General features: G+C 69.8%; 13 protein-coding genes. 7 read left to right on the forward strand and 6 right to left on the reverse strand.

Features of this window, described 5'->3' with window-relative positions; all coding sequences use genetic code 11:
• Positions 1 to 2: 2 nt before the first annotated feature.
• Positions 3 to 671 carry a haloacid dehalogenase type II gene (locus GXW74_RS10295; protein WP_211846410.1) on the reverse strand — a complete coding sequence of 223 codons (669 nt, stop codon included), beginning with the start codon at positions 669 to 671 and terminating at the stop codon, positions 3 to 5.
• A 223-nt stretch (positions 672 to 894) separates the two neighbouring features.
• Here GXW74_RS10295 and GXW74_RS10300 point away from each other — a divergent pair, with 223 nt between their 5' ends.
• The 6 genes from GXW74_RS10300 (at position 895) to GXW74_RS10325 (ending at position 7504) form a co-directional block, all read left to right on the forward strand.
• Positions 895 to 1749, forward strand: coding sequence for a GNAT family N-acetyltransferase (locus tag GXW74_RS10300; RefSeq protein WP_211846411.1), 855 nt, complete (start codon positions 895 to 897; stop codon positions 1747 to 1749).
• Positions 1749 to 2675: a 2-hydroxyacid dehydrogenase gene (locus GXW74_RS10305; protein WP_211846412.1), complete on the forward strand. Its 927-nt coding sequence runs from the start codon at positions 1749 to 1751 to the stop codon at positions 2673 to 2675. Before GXW74_RS10300 ends, GXW74_RS10305 begins: the two co-directional genes overlap by 1 nt.
• A 67-nt stretch (positions 2676 to 2742) precedes the next feature.
• Positions 2743 to 3234 (forward strand): Lrp/AsnC family transcriptional regulator, encoded by a 492-nt coding sequence (locus GXW74_RS10310; protein WP_211846413.1) that lies wholly within the window; start codon positions 2743 to 2745, stop codon positions 3232 to 3234.
• Positions 3235 to 3370: 136 nt separating this feature from the next.
• On the forward strand, positions 3371 to 4090 hold the full coding sequence (locus GXW74_RS10315) for an HAD-IA family hydrolase (protein ID WP_211846414.1): 720 nt from the start codon (positions 3371 to 3373) through the stop codon (positions 4088 to 4090).
• Positions 4091 to 4475: 385 nt separating this feature from the next.
• A complete protein-coding gene (locus GXW74_RS10320) occupies positions 4476 to 5894 on the forward strand; it encodes an amidase (RefSeq protein WP_211846415.1) in 1419 nt (472 codons plus the stop codon).
• Positions 5895 to 5926: 32 nt separating this feature from the next.
• The gene (locus GXW74_RS10325) at positions 5927 to 7504 is read left to right on the forward strand and encodes an ABC transporter substrate-binding protein (RefSeq protein WP_211846416.1); all 1578 of its coding nucleotides are present in this window, start codon (positions 5927 to 5929) and stop codon (positions 7502 to 7504) included.
• Positions 7505 to 7973: 469 nt separating this feature from the next.
• Here GXW74_RS10325 and GXW74_RS10330 read toward each other — a convergent pair whose 3' ends face one another.
• The 4 genes from GXW74_RS10330 to GXW74_RS10345 form a co-directional block, all read right to left on the reverse strand.
• Complete coding sequence (locus GXW74_RS10330; protein ID WP_246523155.1) at positions 7974 to 8636, reverse strand: TetR/AcrR family transcriptional regulator; 663 nt, start codon at positions 8634 to 8636, stop codon at positions 7974 to 7976.
• Between the two features lie 79 nt (positions 8637 to 8715).
• Positions 8716 to 9630 (reverse strand): aminotransferase class IV, encoded by a 915-nt coding sequence (locus tag GXW74_RS10335; RefSeq protein WP_211846417.1) that lies wholly within the window; start codon positions 9628 to 9630, stop codon positions 8716 to 8718.
• Positions 9627 to 10664 (reverse strand): histone deacetylase family protein, encoded by a 1038-nt coding sequence (locus tag GXW74_RS10340; protein ID WP_211846418.1) that lies wholly within the window; start codon positions 10662 to 10664, stop codon positions 9627 to 9629. The genes GXW74_RS10335 and GXW74_RS10340 overlap by 4 nt, the downstream gene beginning before the upstream one ends.
• Positions 10665 to 11028: 364 nt before the next feature.
• The gene (locus tag GXW74_RS10345) at positions 11029 to 11829 is read right to left on the reverse strand and encodes a YggS family pyridoxal phosphate-dependent enzyme (RefSeq protein WP_211846419.1); all 801 of its coding nucleotides are present in this window, start codon (positions 11827 to 11829) and stop codon (positions 11029 to 11031) included.
• Positions 11830 to 12242: 413 nt separating this feature from the next.
• On the opposite strand from GXW74_RS10345, the gene GXW74_RS10350 reads away from it, so the two are divergent.
• A complete protein-coding gene (locus tag GXW74_RS10350; protein ID WP_211846420.1) occupies positions 12243 to 13577 on the forward strand; it encodes an NAD(P)/FAD-dependent oxidoreductase in 1335 nt (444 codons plus the stop codon).
• 251 nt (positions 13578 to 13828) lie between these two features.
• Here the strand turns inward: GXW74_RS10350 and cysG are convergent, their stop codons facing one another.
• A complete protein-coding gene (gene cysG, locus GXW74_RS10355) occupies positions 13829 to 15157 on the reverse strand; it encodes a siroheme synthase CysG (RefSeq protein WP_211846421.1) in 1329 nt (442 codons plus the stop codon).
• Position 15158 lies beyond the last annotated feature (1 nt).

A 15158-nucleotide genomic window follows, 5' to 3' on the forward strand; every position in this document is an offset into this window, starting at 1 on the left:
CCTCACACCCCGAGCAGGCTGGCCAGGCCTTCGATCGTCGTCGTCTCGTGCGCGCCGTAATAGGGGATGGCGGGCTCGTAGCCGCGGTTCACATAGAGCTTGTGCTTCACCCGCAGGCCATAGGCCGGGACCAGGTCGTAGCGGTAACTCGCCGAGACGTGCAGCACGTCCTCCGGCCCGCATCCCAGCGTATCGAACATGTACTCGAAGGCCTGCATGCGGGGCTTGTAGGCCTGCGCCTGCTGCGCCGTGCAGACCTTGTGGAAGGGCGCTTCCAGCAGCGCCACGTTCCTCATGATCTGGTCGTCGGAGGCATTGGAGAGGATGACGAGCGGATAGCGCGCGGCGACGCGCTTCAGCGGCGCGGGCACGTCCGGATGCGGCCCCCAGGTCGGCACGGCGTCGTAGATCACCTGGCCGTCGGATTCGCGGAACGGGACACCGTGGCGCCTGCAGGTGCGCTCCAGCGAGGCCTTGAGCACCTCGACATAGGGCTTCCAGGCGCCGAGCACCTCATCGAAGCGGTACCAGCCGTAGTCGGTGAGGAAGTCCTGCATCCGCTCGGCGGGGATGCGGTCGGCCATCAGGCCGCGCGTCACCTCGCCGACCTGGAACCAGGTCAATGTCCCGTAGCAATCGAAGGTGACGTATTTCGGCCGGAGTTCGGACATGGCGGAACCTCGCTGGGCTGCACGGGGTCATCATGCTAGGCGGTGCTCCGGCGCAGGGAAGGCGCTGCACGGGGTCGCGCGAGGCAGATCCTGCCGTTTGCGCGCCGCGCGACGGCAGCGGCTGCCTGCCCCTTCGAAGTGGAATATCCCGAATCGCGCCGATCTTCGGAAGACCATGCTTCGCGACCCGGGCCACGCTCGTGCGGCCGGACGGAGGAAGAGGATGACGGAGCGCGACGCCAGACAACCGATCATGCGGGCGCTGGATCCGGCCGATCTCGGGGCGGCGCAGGCGCTGTCGGCAGCATTGTCCTGGCCGCATCGGCTGGAGGACTGGAACTTCGCGCTCTCGCTGGGCGAAGGTGTCGCGCTCGAGAGCGGGCGTCGCCTGGTCGGCACTGCCATGAGCTGGGCCTTCGGGCCGGGCTGGGGCACGCTCGGCATGGTCATCGTGGCGCCGGAGATGCAGGGCCGCGGTCTCGGCGGCCGGCTGATGGAGACGATGCTCTCGCGTCTCGGGACACGCGGAGTCCAGCTTCATGCGACGAAGGCGGGGGAACCGCTCTATCGCAAGCTCGGCTTCGCGCCGGTAGCGACGATCCGGCAGCATCAGGGGGCGGCCTACTGCGTCGGCTTCCATGCGCCGCGCACCGGCGAGCGCCTGCGCCCGGCGGGGCGCGCCGACCTCGCGGTGCTCACCGCGCTCGACGCCGCCGCGACCGGGATGGCGCGCGGCCCCCTGCTCGAGGCGCTGATCGGGGAGGCGGAGGGAATCGTGCTGGACCGCGACGGCGTGGCGAGCGGCTTCGCCATGCTGCGGCGCTTCGGCCGCGGCAAGGTCATCGGGCCGGTCGTCGCACCGGACCCCGAGGCGGCGCGGCTGCTCGTCGCGCATTGGCTCGGCCAGCGGCAGGGGGAGTTCCTCCGCATCGACGTCACCGAGGACTCCGCCCTCTCCGCCTGGCTGGAGGAGGCGGGGCTGCCTGCGGTGGACGATGCGACGCGCATGGTGCGCGGCCAGCCGCCGGCGCCGGCCGCCGTGCGCTCCTTCGCCCTCGTCAGCCAGGCGTTCGGCTGATGGCGTTTCTCTACAAGGCGGATCCGGTGCGCGGGGCGGAATGGGCGCGCCTGTTCGCCGAACGCCGCCCCGACCTGCCCTTCCATGTCTGGCCCGAGACCGGCGACCCGGCCGCGGTCCGCTTCCTGGCCGCCTGGGTGCCGCCCGCGGATCTCGCGACGCGCTTCCCCAATCTCGAGGTCGTCTTCTCGGTCGGCGCGGGGGTGGACCAGTTCGACCTCGCGGCGCTGCCGCCGCATCTGCCGCTCGTACGGATGGTGGAGCCGGGCATCATCGGCGGCATGGTCGAGTACGTGACGATGTCGGTGCTCGCTCTGCATCGCGACCTTCCGGCCTATCTCGGGCAGCAACGCGAGGAGGTCTGGAAGCCCATCCGCGTCCGCCCCGCGGCGCGGCGGCGGGTCGGCCTGCTCGGACTCGGCGAGCTGGGGCGCGCGGTGCTCGCCGCACTTGCGCCCTTCGGCTTCGCCCTGTCGGGATGGGGCCGGTCGCGCCGCGTCATCCCCGGCGTGACGTGCCACGCGGGGGCGGCGGAACTGCCTGCCTTCCTGGCGGGCTGCGACATCCTCGTCTGTCTCCTGCCGCTGACGGAGGAAACGCGGGGCATTCTTCGCCGTGACCTCTTCGCGCACCTGCCGGAAGGGGCGGCGCTGGTGAATGCCGGGCGGGGCGGCCACCTGGCGCAGCAGGATCTGCTGGATGCACTCGGTTCGGGGCGCCTCTCGGCCGCGATCCTGGACGTGGCGGAGCCCGAACCGCTGCCCCCCGGGCATCCCTTCTGGTCGCATCCGCGCATCTGGCTGACGCCGCACGTGGCCAGCATGACCCAGCCGGAAACGGCGGTGGAGGCCGTTCTCGAAAACCTCGACCGGCACGCGCGGGGCGAGGGGCTGGTCGGCCTGGTGGACCGGCGCCTGGGCTATTGAGCGCCGACGGCGCTTGTCACAGACCTGCCGCAGATCCTACCGTGAACCGCAAGGGACCTTCACGACGATGGATCCGGGCCTGCCGAAGCTCGACCGTATCGATCTGCGCATCCTCGTGCATCTGCAGAAGAATGCGCGGGTGACGAATGTCGAACTCGCCGACGCGGTGGGGCTTTCGGCCAGCCCATGTCTCGTGCGCGTCAAGCGGCTGGAGAAGGCGGGCTACATCACCGGCTACGGCGCGGACATCCAGCTGCGCAAGCTTGGCGACACGACGTCCATCTTCACCGAGGTGACGCTCGCCGACCACCGGATGCAGGACTTCGTGCGCTTCGAGAACGCGATCCGCGCGGTGGATGAGGTGCTGGAATGCCACCTGGTCAGCGGCGGCTACGACTACATGCTGAAGTTCGTCACGCGCAGCATCCAGCACTACCAGGAGATCATCGAGGAGCTGCTGGCGCGCAACATCGGCATCGAGAAATACTTCAGCTACGTCGTCATCAAGTCGGTCTTCGTCAAGCGGCACTATCCGCTCGAGAAGTTCTTCGAGACCTGACGCGGCGGGCGATCCTGCCGTCGCCGGCCGGCGATACGGGATCATGCGCCGCGAAGCGGAGCCCTTCTCGGCGAGGCTGCCGCACGGACGCGCGCAGATTCGTCCTTGGACACCGCAGCCGAGAGGGAGCACCGAGATGGCAGAGCGCGAACCGAAGGTCCTCACCTTCGATATCGTCGGCACGATCATCGACTTCGAGACCGGGCTGCTCGCCTATCTCCGCCGCACCTGCGGGGAGGCCGCGGCGAAGCTGGCGGACGGCGCCATCCTCGACGCCTACCGCGCCGCCCGCGGCACGAAAGGGGCCTCGCGCTTCCCCGACGATCTCGAGCGCGTCTATGAAGCGATCGCCCCGCAACTCGGCCTGCCCCGGGATCCAGCCATCGCCAGGGGCTTCGCCCAGAGCGCGCGCGACTGGCCGCCCTTTGCCGATTCCGTGGATGCGCTGCGCCGCCTTGGCCGCCGCTACAAGCTGGTGGCGATGACGAATGCGGCGCGCTGGGCGCTCGACCTGATGGCGCCGCGCCTCGGCAACCCGTTCCACGACACGGTCACGGTGGACGAGGCATTGTGCGAGAAGCCGGACCCCCAGTATTTCGCCTTCACGCGCGGCCGTCTCAGCCGAGACGGCTACGCGCAGCGCGACATCCTGCATGTCGCGCAGAGCCAGTACCACGACATCGGCGTGGCCAAGGCGCTCGGCTACACGGTGTGCTGGATCGAACGCCGCAAGGGCCTGGCGGGCTCGGGCGGCACTATCACCGCCGCGCGGCAGACGGAACCGGACTACCATCTCGCGAACCTCGCCGAGCTTGCGGAGCTTGCTGAAGCGGGCGGCCTCCTGATGCGGACCTGACGCTTCCGGTTGTTCATCCATGGCATCCGGTGGTGCCGCGGGGTGTTCGCCGTCGAATGCCCCGGGGCAGAGGAAGCGCGGCGCCCGCGGCCCGTCCGGTCGGCGAGGCGGCGCGGGCCACCGCCGGACCTGCATCCGGCATCTCGCTGCACGGTCGGGCGTCTGCGGCCGCCGTGCTTGCATCGTGCCGGGCCGGCATAGCTCGACGCGACGCGTGGCGCCTCCGCCGATCGAAGACTCCGCCGATCGAAGACGAGGCGGCGCGGCGGGTGGGCATCATCGCGCCGGCGCGCCAGCATGGGTGCGATGCGTCCGCCATTGGCCCCGGATTTGCGTGATCGGCGAGAGCGATCCGAAGATGGCAGGAAGGAGCAGGGGCTGGACCATGGACATCGATGAGATCGGCTATCTCGGCGTCAGGGACCTCGGTGCGCTGTACCGGGCACGGCAGCTCTCGCCGGTGGAAGTGGCCAAGGCGGTGCTCGACCGCATCGAGAGGGTGGAGCCCAGGGTGAACGCCATGATGCGCCTGACCCCGGAGCAGGCGATGGCGGCGGCCAGGCGGTCCGAGGCGGTGTTCATGCAGAGAGGAACGCCGCGGCTGCTGGAGGGCATTCCCGTCACCATCAAGGACCTGCAGCACACCAAGGGCGTGCAGACGGATTTCGGCACGGCGGTCCTGCAGGGAACCATCCCGGATGTGGATGCGCCCTGCGTCAGCCGGCTGCTCGATGCCGGCGGGATGATGATGGGCAAGACGACCTCGGCCGGCGAGTGGGGCTGGAAGGGCGTCAGCCAGGCGCCGATCTCCGGCATCACGCACAATCCCTGGGGCAAGGGGCTGAATGCGGGGGCTTCCTCCTCCGGCGCCGGCGTCGCAGCCGCTTGCGGCTACGGGCCGCTGCACCAGGGTGGCGACGGGGCGGGGTCGATCCGCATGCCTGCGCATTTCTCGGGCGTCTATGGGCTGAAGCCCACGCATGGTCGCGTGCCGAACTGGCCGATGTCGAACAATGATCTTGCGACCCATATCGGGCCGCTTGCGCGCACGGTGGAGGATGCCGCGCTGATGACCCAGGCGATGGCCGGGCCGCATGTCTGGGACTACACGTCCCTGGAGACGCCGCCACAGGACTATGCTGGCCAGCTCAAGGCGGCGAGCATGAAGGGCAAGCGGATCGGCTTCACGCGCGACCTGGGCCATGCGCGCGTCGATCCCGAGGTGGCCGACGTCGTGGCCCGCGCGGTGGAGGCCTTCGAGGAGATGGGTGCGCATGTCGAGGAGGTGACACCCGCCTGGGGACCGCGCGGACCGGAACTCGCGCGCTTCTTCTGGCCGGCGACCTTCAGCGGGCGGATCGACAGCCTGCCGGAGTTCGAGAGCCGGATGGATCCCGGATTTGTCGCCATGATCAGATATGCTTCCGGCTTCACCGCCCCGCAGTTCATGCAGATGCGCCTGCGTCGCTTCGACTACGTCCAGCAGATCCACGACTTCATGGAGGGCTACGACTTCCTGCTCTCCCCTGCCGTGAGCGTCGCCGCCTTCCCTGCCGACCGGCTGCAGCCGGAACACTGGCCGCAGCATGAGTGGGACTGGCTGATGTGGGCGGAATTCTCCTACCCCTTCAATTGGTCCGGCAGCCCGGCGGCGAGCATCCCCTGCGGCTTCACGCCCGCCGGCCTGCCGGTCGGGCTGCAGATCGTCGGCCGGCGCTTCGACGACCTCGGCGTGCTGCAGGCCTCCGCCGCCTTCGAGGAAGCCCGGCCCTGGGTCCAGCACAGGCCACCCCTCGCGCAGTAGCTCAACCCCATCATCCACGGAGAGTGTGTGCCATGAAGCGTCGTGACTTCCTTGCCACCGCAGCGGCCGGCGCCGCATCGCTCTCCGTCCCGGCGGGTGCGCAGCAGCGCAAGGTGGTGCGGTTCGTGCCGCAGGCCGATCTTGCGCTGCTCGATCCGGTCTTCACCACCGGGCTCGTCACCCGCAACCACGGCTTCCTGGTCTTCGACCAGCTGTATGGCCTCGATGACGACTTCATGCCGCAACCGCAGATGGTCGAGGGCCACGTCATCGAGAATGACGGCAGGACCTGGAAACTGACGCTGCGGGACGGCCTGCGCTTCCATGACGGCACGCCCGTGCTGGCCCGCGACGCGGTCGCCTCGATCAGCCGCTGGATGCAGACCGACGCCTTCGGCCAGACGCTGCGCGCCGCGACCGAGGACCTCTCCGCCCCCTCGGACAAGGTGATCCAGTTCCGGCTGAAGAAGCCCTTTCCGCTGCTGCCCGCAGCACTCGCCAAGCCTTCCGCCTTCTGCCCGGTGATGCCGGAGCGCCTCGCCTCGACGCCGGTGAATGTGCAGGTGACGGAGATGGTCGGCTCCGGCCCGTTCCGCTACATCGCCGCCGAGCGCGTCGCCGGCTCGCGCAACGTTTATGAGAAGTTCGCGGGCTATGTGCCGCGCTCCTCGGGCACGCCCTCCTTCGCCGCGGGACCGAAGCTCGTGCACATCGACCGCGTCGAATGGGTGACGCTGCCCGATGCTGCCACCGCCGCCGCCGCATTGCAGGCGGGCGAGGTGGATTGGTGGGAACAGCCCCAGCCCGACCTGCTGCCGCTGCTGCGCCGCCACCGCGACATCCGCGTCGAGGCGAAGGAACGCGGCGGGCTGATGGGCATGATCCGCTTCAACCACCTGGTCCCGCCCTTCGACAATGCGGCGATCCGCCGTGCCTTCCTCGCCGGCGTCCACCAGACCGAATACATGCAGGCGGTGATGGGGGAGGAGCGGTCGCTGTGGAACGACCGCTGCGGCTTCTTCCTGCCGGGCAGCCCGGTTGCGACCGATGCCGGGCTGGAAGTGATGACCGGGCCGCGCAGCCTCGACAAGGTGAAGCGCGATCTGGAGGCCGCTGGCTACAGTGGCGAGCGGGTCGTCTTCGTCGTGCCGACCGACCTGCCATCCCTGAATGCGATGAGCCAGCTCGCGGCCGACATGTTCCGCAAGGTGGGCATCAACCTCGACTACCAGGCGCTCGACTGGGGCACGGTGCTGCCGCGGCTGAACAACCGGGAAGGGCTGGACCGAGGCGGCTGGTCCGTCTGGTGCAACTACATCCCCGGCATCATCGCAACCTCGCCGGCGACGCAATCCTATGTGCGCGGGCTCGGGCGCAGCGGGCCATTCGGCTGGCCGACCTCGGCGCGCATCGAGGCGCTGCGCGATGAGTTCATGGATGCCGCGACGCTTCCCGACCAGCAGCGTATCGCCCGCGACATCCAGATCCAGGCCTGGCAGGACGTGCCCTACATCCCGACCGGGGCGTGGATGCAGCCCTTCGCGTTCCGCAGGAACATCACCGGCATGCTCAACGGCTTCCCGCTGTTCCATAACATCCGCAAGGGGTGAGGCGGGGCGCCCCCCCCCACGCGATGCGCAGGCGATCCTTGCGGGCATCCTGTTGCCGAGCGGGGGCTGACCGCTCTGCGGTCCATGTTCACCCCCGCCAGCGCAACGGCCATCGAGACCGCGCCGGCCGGCCGGATCCGCGCATGGGGTACGCCGGCCCTGCGCGGGAGGTTGGGATGCTCGTGATCCTGACGCTGCAGGATCTGAGCGCGGCGGCGCGCCTTGCCGACCGTCCGAGGGTGCTGACCGGGGTCTCCAGGTTGGCGATCGGCCACCGGAGATGGTGCTGACCGGGACGATGCCGACGGAAATCCGTCGCGTGCAGTCGGCCGTCGATCCCTTGTCCCCGCCGGTCTTGGCGCGGGAGGGCGCCTGTCGCCGCCTGGGCGATCCGCGTCATGCTCCATCGACCGGGCGAAGGCGCCGGTGGTGCGCTCCGCCATCGCAGGCCAGCCTCCGGGACCGGTTCTCAGCCGTCCAGCGGCCTCGCGCGCTTCTCGGCGTATTCTCCGACATAGAGACGGAGATAGGCGAGCCGCGCGCGCAGCGCCTCGGCCGCCATCCTGGGTTCCACGGCGCCGCTGCGTGCGAAGGAGAGCGCCCAGATCGCGTCCGAGATCGTCACCGAGACGTCGAAGGCGTCCTCCAGCACGCGGCTCTCGGCAACGATGAAATGCTGGACCAGCTTGCGGTAGTAGAGACTGCCGATGCGCCGGTTGGTCGCGAGGTCCGCCGCACGGATTTCCCATCCGCCCTGCGTCCCGAGGAACAGCCGCATGGCGACGGGATGCGCATGGTAGAAGCGCAGCGAGAGATCGGCGTGGAAGGCGCAAAGATCGCTCCAGTGCGTCAGCCGGTCATGGTCGATCCTGCGCGCCGCCAGCACCTCGAAAGCCGCATGATAGCGCCGGGCCAGTTCCATCAGCAGGGACTGGCTGGTCGGGAAGTAGTGGTAGAGCGAGGCAGGCGGCAGCTGTGCCTGCTGCGCGACCTCCTGCAGGCTGAGTTCGATGGCGTCCTGCCGCTGGATCACCTGATCCGCGGCATCCAGGATCTTCTCGATCCTCTGCCTGCCCCGCGCCTGGCGTTGCGGGCCTGGTTTCTTCGGCATGTCCTGCGGACCCTCGCTCATGCTTCAGGGCCCCTCATGCCCGTCGCGCAGGCGGGCTTCCGAGCGGCGCCGATCCTGCACGCCGGTGAATCCGGACGCATCAGTCGTGATAGGCCACCGGCGTACAGAACGCGTCGTACTCGTGGCGTTGCCAGTAGAGGTCGTGGATGCGCATGGTGAGCTTTCCCGGCTTGCCGTCGCCGACCGGACGGCCCTCGTACCAGGTGACGGGTGTGATGCCGCCGGCGGTGGTGCTGGTGAAGATCTCGTCGGCCGCCGCCACCTCCTCGGCACGTACCGGACGCACCTCGCAGCGCAGTTGCAGGTCGGCGGCGATCTCCATGACGGTGCGCCGCGTTATGCCTTCGAACAGGCCGCGGTTCGGGGTGGCGAGCGCGCCGTCCTTGACGACGAAGATGTTGAAGCCCGGCCCTTCGGTCACGGTGCCGTCCGCCAGCGGCAGGACGGTCACCGCGGCGTCGCGGTCGTAGGCCTCGAAGAGGCTCATGGTCAGGTCGAGCCAGTGAAAGTTCTTGATCCGCTGGTCGAGCGATTCCGGCGGGATGCGCTGGGTCTTCGACAGGATCATGCGGAAGCCGTCGCGCCGCTGTTCCTCGTTGGCGATCCAGAGAAAGGGCTGGGCATAGACGTAGAGCCGGTTGCGGCAGAGCCGCGGATCGCGCGTGCCGGGCGGCTGAACGCCGCGCGAGCATATCACCATCACGAATGCGTCGCGCTGCCGGGTGCGACGGACGCATTCCATCAGGATGCCGCGCAATTCCTCATCCGTGTGGGGCAGCGACATGCGCAGCCCCGCGATGGAGGCGCGGAAGCGGTCGATATGGTCCTGCAGGCGGAAGAAGCGACCCTTCCAGACATGCAGCGCGTCATAGGTGACATCGGAGCGCAGGAAGCCGCGATCGACGATCGGGACGGCGGCCTCGGCGAGCGGCATGTAGCGCCCGTCCATGTAGGCGACGCCCTTGACGGCGGCCAGTTCGTCGATCGCGTTCATGCCGTTGCCTCCCTGCCCTCGAAGCCGGCAAGCGTGCCGGCGACGCAGCGCGCGATGGTGTCCATGTTGTAGCCGCCTTCCTGCGCGAGCACCGTGGGCAGGCCGAGCGCGGCGAGCCGCGCGCCGATGCGGCGGAAGCCGTCGTAGGTGACGGCAAGGCCGGCCATCGGGTCGGCCTCATGCGCATCCACGCCGAGGGAGACGACCAGCGCATCCGCCTCGAAGGCGGCGATCCGTGTGCAGGCGGTCTCGAGCGCCGCGAGGAAGGCATCGTCCCCCGAGCGCGCCGGCAGCGGCAGGTTCAGGTTGTAGCCGAGGCCGGTTCCCTCACCGCGTTCCTGCGCGTGGCCGGCGAAATGGGGATGGTAGTCGATCGGGTCGCGATGCAGCGAGACGAAGAGGACATCGTCGCGACGGTAGAAGACGCCCTGCGAGCCGTTGCCGTGATGGACATCCACGTCGATCAGAGCGACACGGCCAAAGCCCTGACGCAGATGCTGCGCGGCGATCGCGGCGTTGTTCAGGAAGCAGTTGCCGCCGCCCATGTCGGGGAAGGCATGCTGGCCGGAGGGGCGGCACAGCGCATAGACGGCGTGCTCGCCCTTCAGGACGCGCTCCGCGGCTTCGACCGCGAGATTGGCCGCATCGATCGCCGCCTTCCATGTGTGCTCTCCGATCGGCGCCCAGGCGTCGTGCATGTGGTAGCCTGCGCGGCCGACGATCGAGGCCGGATAGCCATTGTCCATGCCGCGGACCGGGAAGATGTCGGGGAAGACGTCTTCCGAGGCGCCCTCGATCTTTCGCCATTCGCCCCAGGCGGTCCTGAGGAAATCGAGGTATTCCGGCGTGTCCACCGCCGCGATCGGCGCCATCCCGTGCCAGGGCGCCTCGAGCAGAGCGTGACCATCCTGACGCAGCGCCGTGAGGATGTTGTCCGCCCGCGCCGGCAGGTCGCGGTTCCGCACCAGGCATCCATGCCGGAAGGTCTGGCCGGGTCGATGCCCGGCGTGGTGCGGGGAGAAAAGGACCTGCATGGGCAGCATCCTGATTGGCTCATAGTCGTCAAAATTCGAATTCAATGACGATGACAGGCCGGCATCGCGCCATCAACACCATCTGAATTGAAGGAAATTCGAGTTACATCGATGCGGGCATGGGCAAGAGCCAGCCCCCGTTCGCTCGGTCCCGTCCGCGGCGCCGCAGCCGGATACGAATGCCGCGTCAGACGCCCGGTCGGCGGCGCCAGCCTTGCAGTCACGCCTTCTTCCGCCTCAGCATCGCCTCCTGAGCCGAGCCCGCAGGCTGAGTCCTGCTGTCGCGCCGCTTGGCAGATGACATGTTGCGCGCCGCCACCGGCAGGGAACCCAAGTCCCGCGCCGGAGGGCGCGCGCCGATGAATCACTGGAGCGGTCCCAACTCCACCGGCTCTCCCGGCCAGTAGTGCCCGGCCGGTGTCGGCCGCTCGCCGAAGAGGGATCGGCCAACGCGGACGACGTCCGCGCCTTCCTCGATCGCCGCTTCGAAGTCACCCGACATGCCCATGGAGAGCTCGGCGATGCCCGGATGATGCGCGCGCGCCCGGTCGCGCAGGGATCGAAGCAACGCGAAGCAAGGACGGACGCGCGCGAGATCCGGATGAAGGACCGCCAGCGTCATCAGCCCCCGTGGCCTGAGCGAGCGGAACCGTGCCAGCCCGTCGAGAAACGGCAGGAGATCGGCAGGAGGCAGGCCGTACTTGCTCTGCTCGCCCGAGGTGTTGACCTGCACATAGATATCGAGCGTCCGCCCGGCCGCCCCGAAGAAGCGGTCGAGCAAGTCCGCCAGCCGCAGGCTGTCGAGCGCATGGAACTCCGACGCGAAGCCGCTGAGGAACCTGGCCTTGTTGGTTTGCAGATGCCCCACCACGCTCCAACTCACGGGCAGATCGGAAAGAACCGCGTGCTTCGCGACCGCTTCCTGCACCTTGTTCTCGCCGAATGCCGACATTCCCGCCTGATGGGCCAGGCGCAGGATTTCGGCCGGCACGGTCTTGGTGATCGGCAGCAGGCGAACATCGGCCGGATCACGCCCGACGCGCCGGCAGGCGGCGGCGATGCGGTCGTTCACCCGCGCCAGCCTCTGCCGCAGCGTGTCGAGGGGATCGTCGCCGAAGCGCAGGCGGATGGCCTCCGCCGCGGTGTCGTGCCGTTCGACCTGCATGGCTGGGTTCCGCCGTTCGTCCATCGAATGGGTGCTCCGCAAGGCCGCGCCGGCGGAGTATCGCATCAGCCCGGCCCGGCACCAGGGCCCGCAGGCCGATGCCGGAGACGCGCCGCGAGCCGCGTTTCCAAACGGGCTCCCCGCGGGCGGGGGGGGGGCGAGCGAGGCGCGGAGGTCGGCATCACCCGCCTCATGGCAGTCGCGGCTCTATCACCCTCGACAGCCGCCTGATCGGGCCGGAGAAGGCGCGGCATAGCTTCGGCCGCACCATGTCCGAGCACGGAATCCAAAGCGATGTCCGATCCCCGGCCGGGCAGGATCCGAAGCGCGCTGCCGCGTCATGCGGGTGGCATCGCCCGCATGTCGGATGGATATGGGCAGGGCCGACGCGGCGTGGCAGCCTCGGCCTTCAAATGACCGACACAGGCACGCCCTTCGCCCCCGGCTTCGTGGAGCGTCCATTCTGGTGGGAGGCCGCGCCGCCCACGCCCGCCGAGACGCGATTGCCCGATAGCGCCGAGGTCGTGGTGATCGGTGGAGGCATCGCCGGCCTCTCCACCGCATTGGAACTCGGCCGCAACGGCATGAAGGCGCTGGTGCTGGATCGCGAGCCGATCGGCTGGGGCGCTTCCTCCCGCAATGGCGGCGCGCTGAGCGGCGCGGGCAGCCTGGGCAAGGTGCGTTCGGATCTGGAGGAGGCCTTCGGCGCGAAGTTCGTCGCCGAGCTGGCCGAGGAAGGCGAGCAGGCCTTCGAGGATTTCGAGGCATTGGTGAAGCGCGAAGGCCTCGACTGCGACTATGTGCGTTGCGGCCGCTTCGTCGGCGCGCACGCGGCGAAGGCGATGGACGGGCTGAAGCGCCGGGCCGAGATGATCAACAAGGCCGGCGGGGAGGAGGCCTTCGTCCTGCCGCGCGAGCGCGTGCAGGAGGAGATCGCGACGCCGCACTATCACGGCGGCATGCTGCTGCTGCGTGCCGGCGCGCTGCATCCCGCGAAGTATGTGCGGTCATTGGCGCGTGCGGCGGTAGCGCAAGGCGCGGCGCTGGCGAGCGGCGTCGAGATGCTGTCCTACAAGCGCGAGGCCGATGGCGGCTTCGTGCTGGAGACCAGCCGCGGCCGCCTGCGCGCGCGGCATCTGATGCTCGGCACCAATGGCTATACCGGCACGGCGATGCCCTGGCACCGGCGCCGCCTGGTGCCGGTGGCGAGCTACATGATCGCGACGGAGGAGATCGGCGAGGAGCGCGTGCGCCGCGCCCTGCCGAAGCTGCGCGTCTATGGCGACACGAAGAAGATCCTCTACTACTTCCGCCCCTCGCCCGACTGCCGGCGCATCCTGTTCGGCGGCAGGGCGAGCTTCGTCGATGCCGATACCCGGCGAACGGCCGCCACGCTGCATCGCTTCCTGACGCACCTGATCCCGGATCTGCGCGGCGTGCGGCTGACGCATTCCTGGAAGGGCAATGTCGCCTTCGCCTTCGACATGATGCCGCATGTCGGCGTGCATGAGGGCGTGCACTACGCCATGGCCTGCAACGGCAGTGGCGTGGTGACAATGACGCATCTCGGCAAGGCCGCTGCACATCAGATCCTCGGCGGCGACAATCGGCCCTCGGCCTTCGCGCGGCTCTCCTTCCCGACACGGCCCTTCTACACGGGCAATCCCTGGTTCATGCCGGCGGTCGGCACCGCCTACCAGCTTCGTGACCGGCTGGATGGGTGGCGCCTCACGCCGGAGGAGCCGTGAGGTGCGATCATCCCCGATGCCGAGGGGGGAGGAGATCGATGCTCGCCTCGCCCGGCTGAAGGAAGGGCTGCATCGGGCGAAGGCGGAGTTCGCGCCCTTCGTCGGGATGGAGGCGCTGGCGCGGCTCTCCGGCTTCGGCAGTTCGGCCGATCGCCGGCGCGGCACCGTCAGCAGGGTGTCGTGGTCGTCGGAGTTCGCCGGGCAAGGCGCCGAGGAATGCGCCGGCGCTGCGCCACACGGCGCCCACGCGGTCAGGTTGCGCAGGCGGCCGAGAAGGCGTGCGGCGTCCGTCCCATCGCGACCACCTCTCCCACCAGCACCAGGGCCGGTCCGCCACTCGACCAGGCGGGCGCCTCGGCAACGATGGAGCCCAGCGTCCCGCACAGGCTGCGCATCCCCGGCGTGCCGCCGCGTTCGATGATCGCGGCGGGGGTGGAGGGATCGAGGCCGGCCGCCACCAACCCTTCCTCCAGCGCCGGCAGGGTCGTCAGGCCCATGTAGACCGCGAGCGTGTGCCCCGTCCGCGCCAGCGCCGCGAAATCGAGGTCGAGCCGCCCCTCCCGCGTGTGCCCGGTGACGAAGGTGACGGCCCGCGACGCATCGCGGTGCGTCAGCGGGATGCCGGCATCCGCCGCGCAGGCCAGCGCCGCGGTGATGCCGGGCACCACCTCATGCGCGATGCCGGCCTCGGCGAGCGCCGCCGCCTCCTCTCCGCCGCGGCCGAAGACGAAGGGGTCGCCACCCTTCAGCCGCACCACACGCCTGCCCTGCCGCGCCAGGCGCACCAGCAGGGCGTTGATCTCCTCCTGCGGCAGGCAGTGGTTCGCGCGCGCCTTGCCGACGAAGATGCGCTCCGCATCGCGGCGCGCCATGTCGAGCACCGCCTCCGGCACCAGCCGATCATGCACGATGACGTCCGCCTCGCCGAGCAGGCGCAGGGCGCGCAGCGTCAACAGGTCCGCCGCGCCCGGCCCCGCGCCGACCAGGTGGACCATGCCGGGCGGCGTGGCGTCGCTGCCGGCCAGGGCCCGGCCGAAGGCCGCCTCGGCCTCGCGCATGCGGCCGGCATGCGCGAGGTCCGCGACCGGCCCTGCCAGCACGCGGTCCAGGAAGCGGCGCCGCGCGGCGAGGTCCGGCAGCGCGCGCCGCACCGCGTCCTTGAACCTGTGTGCGAGCGCGGCGAGGCGGCCGAGGCCCGGCGGCAGCACCGCCTCCACCCGCTGGCGCAGCATGCGCGCCAGAACCGGCGCCGCACCACCGGTGGCGATGGCGATGGTGACCGGGTCGCGGTCCACGATCGCCGGCATGATGAAGGAGCACAGCTCCGGCCGATCCACGATGTTCACCGGGATGCCGCGCGCCTGGGCCGCGGTGGAGAGGGCACGCAGCTCCGCCTCGGGCGCATCGGCCCCGATGGCGAGCGCGATGCCGTCCAGCAGCTCCGGCGCGAAGAGCGCGGCGTGGCGGATGGCGGCGCCGGCGCGGCGCAGCGGCTCGGCCTTGCGCTCGGCGACCTCGCCGCTGCCGAGTACCAGGGCGATGCGGCCGGACAGCTCCAGGAATGCGGGGAAGTGGCGCATC

This window comes from Neoroseomonas eburnea (assembly GCF_018129005.1).
GTDB lineage: Bacteria > Pseudomonadota > Alphaproteobacteria > Acetobacterales > Acetobacteraceae > Neoroseomonas > Neoroseomonas eburnea.

Excerpts from the sequence above, each read along its gene's own strand:
- GXW74_RS10340 (WP_211846418.1), bottom strand. The coding sequence starts at position 10,664 with ATGCAGGTCCTTTTCTCCCCGCACCACGCCGGGCATCGACCCGGCCAG.
- GXW74_RS10350 (WP_211846420.1), top strand. The coding sequence starts at position 12,243 with ATGACCGACACAGGCACGCCCTTCGCCCCCGGCTTCGTGGAGCGTCCA.
- GXW74_RS10330 (WP_246523155.1), bottom strand. The coding sequence starts at position 8,636 with ATGAGCGAGGGTCCGCAGGACATGCCGAAGAAACCAGGCCCGCAACGC.
- GXW74_RS10300 (WP_211846411.1), top strand. The coding sequence starts at position 895 with ATGACGGAGCGCGACGCCAGACAACCGATCATGCGGGCGCTGGATCCG.
- GXW74_RS10325 (WP_211846416.1), top strand. The coding sequence starts at position 5,927 with ATGAAGCGTCGTGACTTCCTTGCCACCGCAGCGGCCGGCGCCGCATCG.
- GXW74_RS10305 (WP_211846412.1), top strand. The coding sequence starts at position 1,749 with ATGGCGTTTCTCTACAAGGCGGATCCGGTGCGCGGGGCGGAATGGGCG.
- GXW74_RS10345 (WP_211846419.1), bottom strand. The coding sequence starts at position 11,829 with ATGCAGGTCGAACGGCACGACACCGCGGCGGAGGCCATCCGCCTGCGC.
- cysG (WP_211846421.1), bottom strand. The coding sequence starts at position 15,157 with ATGCGCCACTTCCCCGCATTCCTGGAGCTGTCCGGCCGCATCGCCCTG.
- GXW74_RS10295 (WP_211846410.1), bottom strand. The coding sequence starts at position 671 with ATGTCCGAACTCCGGCCGAAATACGTCACCTTCGATTGCTACGGGACA.
- GXW74_RS10310 (WP_211846413.1), top strand. The coding sequence starts at position 2,743 with ATGGATCCGGGCCTGCCGAAGCTCGACCGTATCGATCTGCGCATCCTC.
- GXW74_RS10315 (WP_211846414.1), top strand. The coding sequence starts at position 3,371 with ATGGCAGAGCGCGAACCGAAGGTCCTCACCTTCGATATCGTCGGCACG.
- GXW74_RS10320 (WP_211846415.1), top strand. The coding sequence starts at position 4,476 with ATGGACATCGATGAGATCGGCTATCTCGGCGTCAGGGACCTCGGTGCG.
- GXW74_RS10335 (WP_211846417.1), bottom strand. The coding sequence starts at position 9,630 with ATGAACGCGATCGACGAACTGGCCGCCGTCAAGGGCGTCGCCTACATG.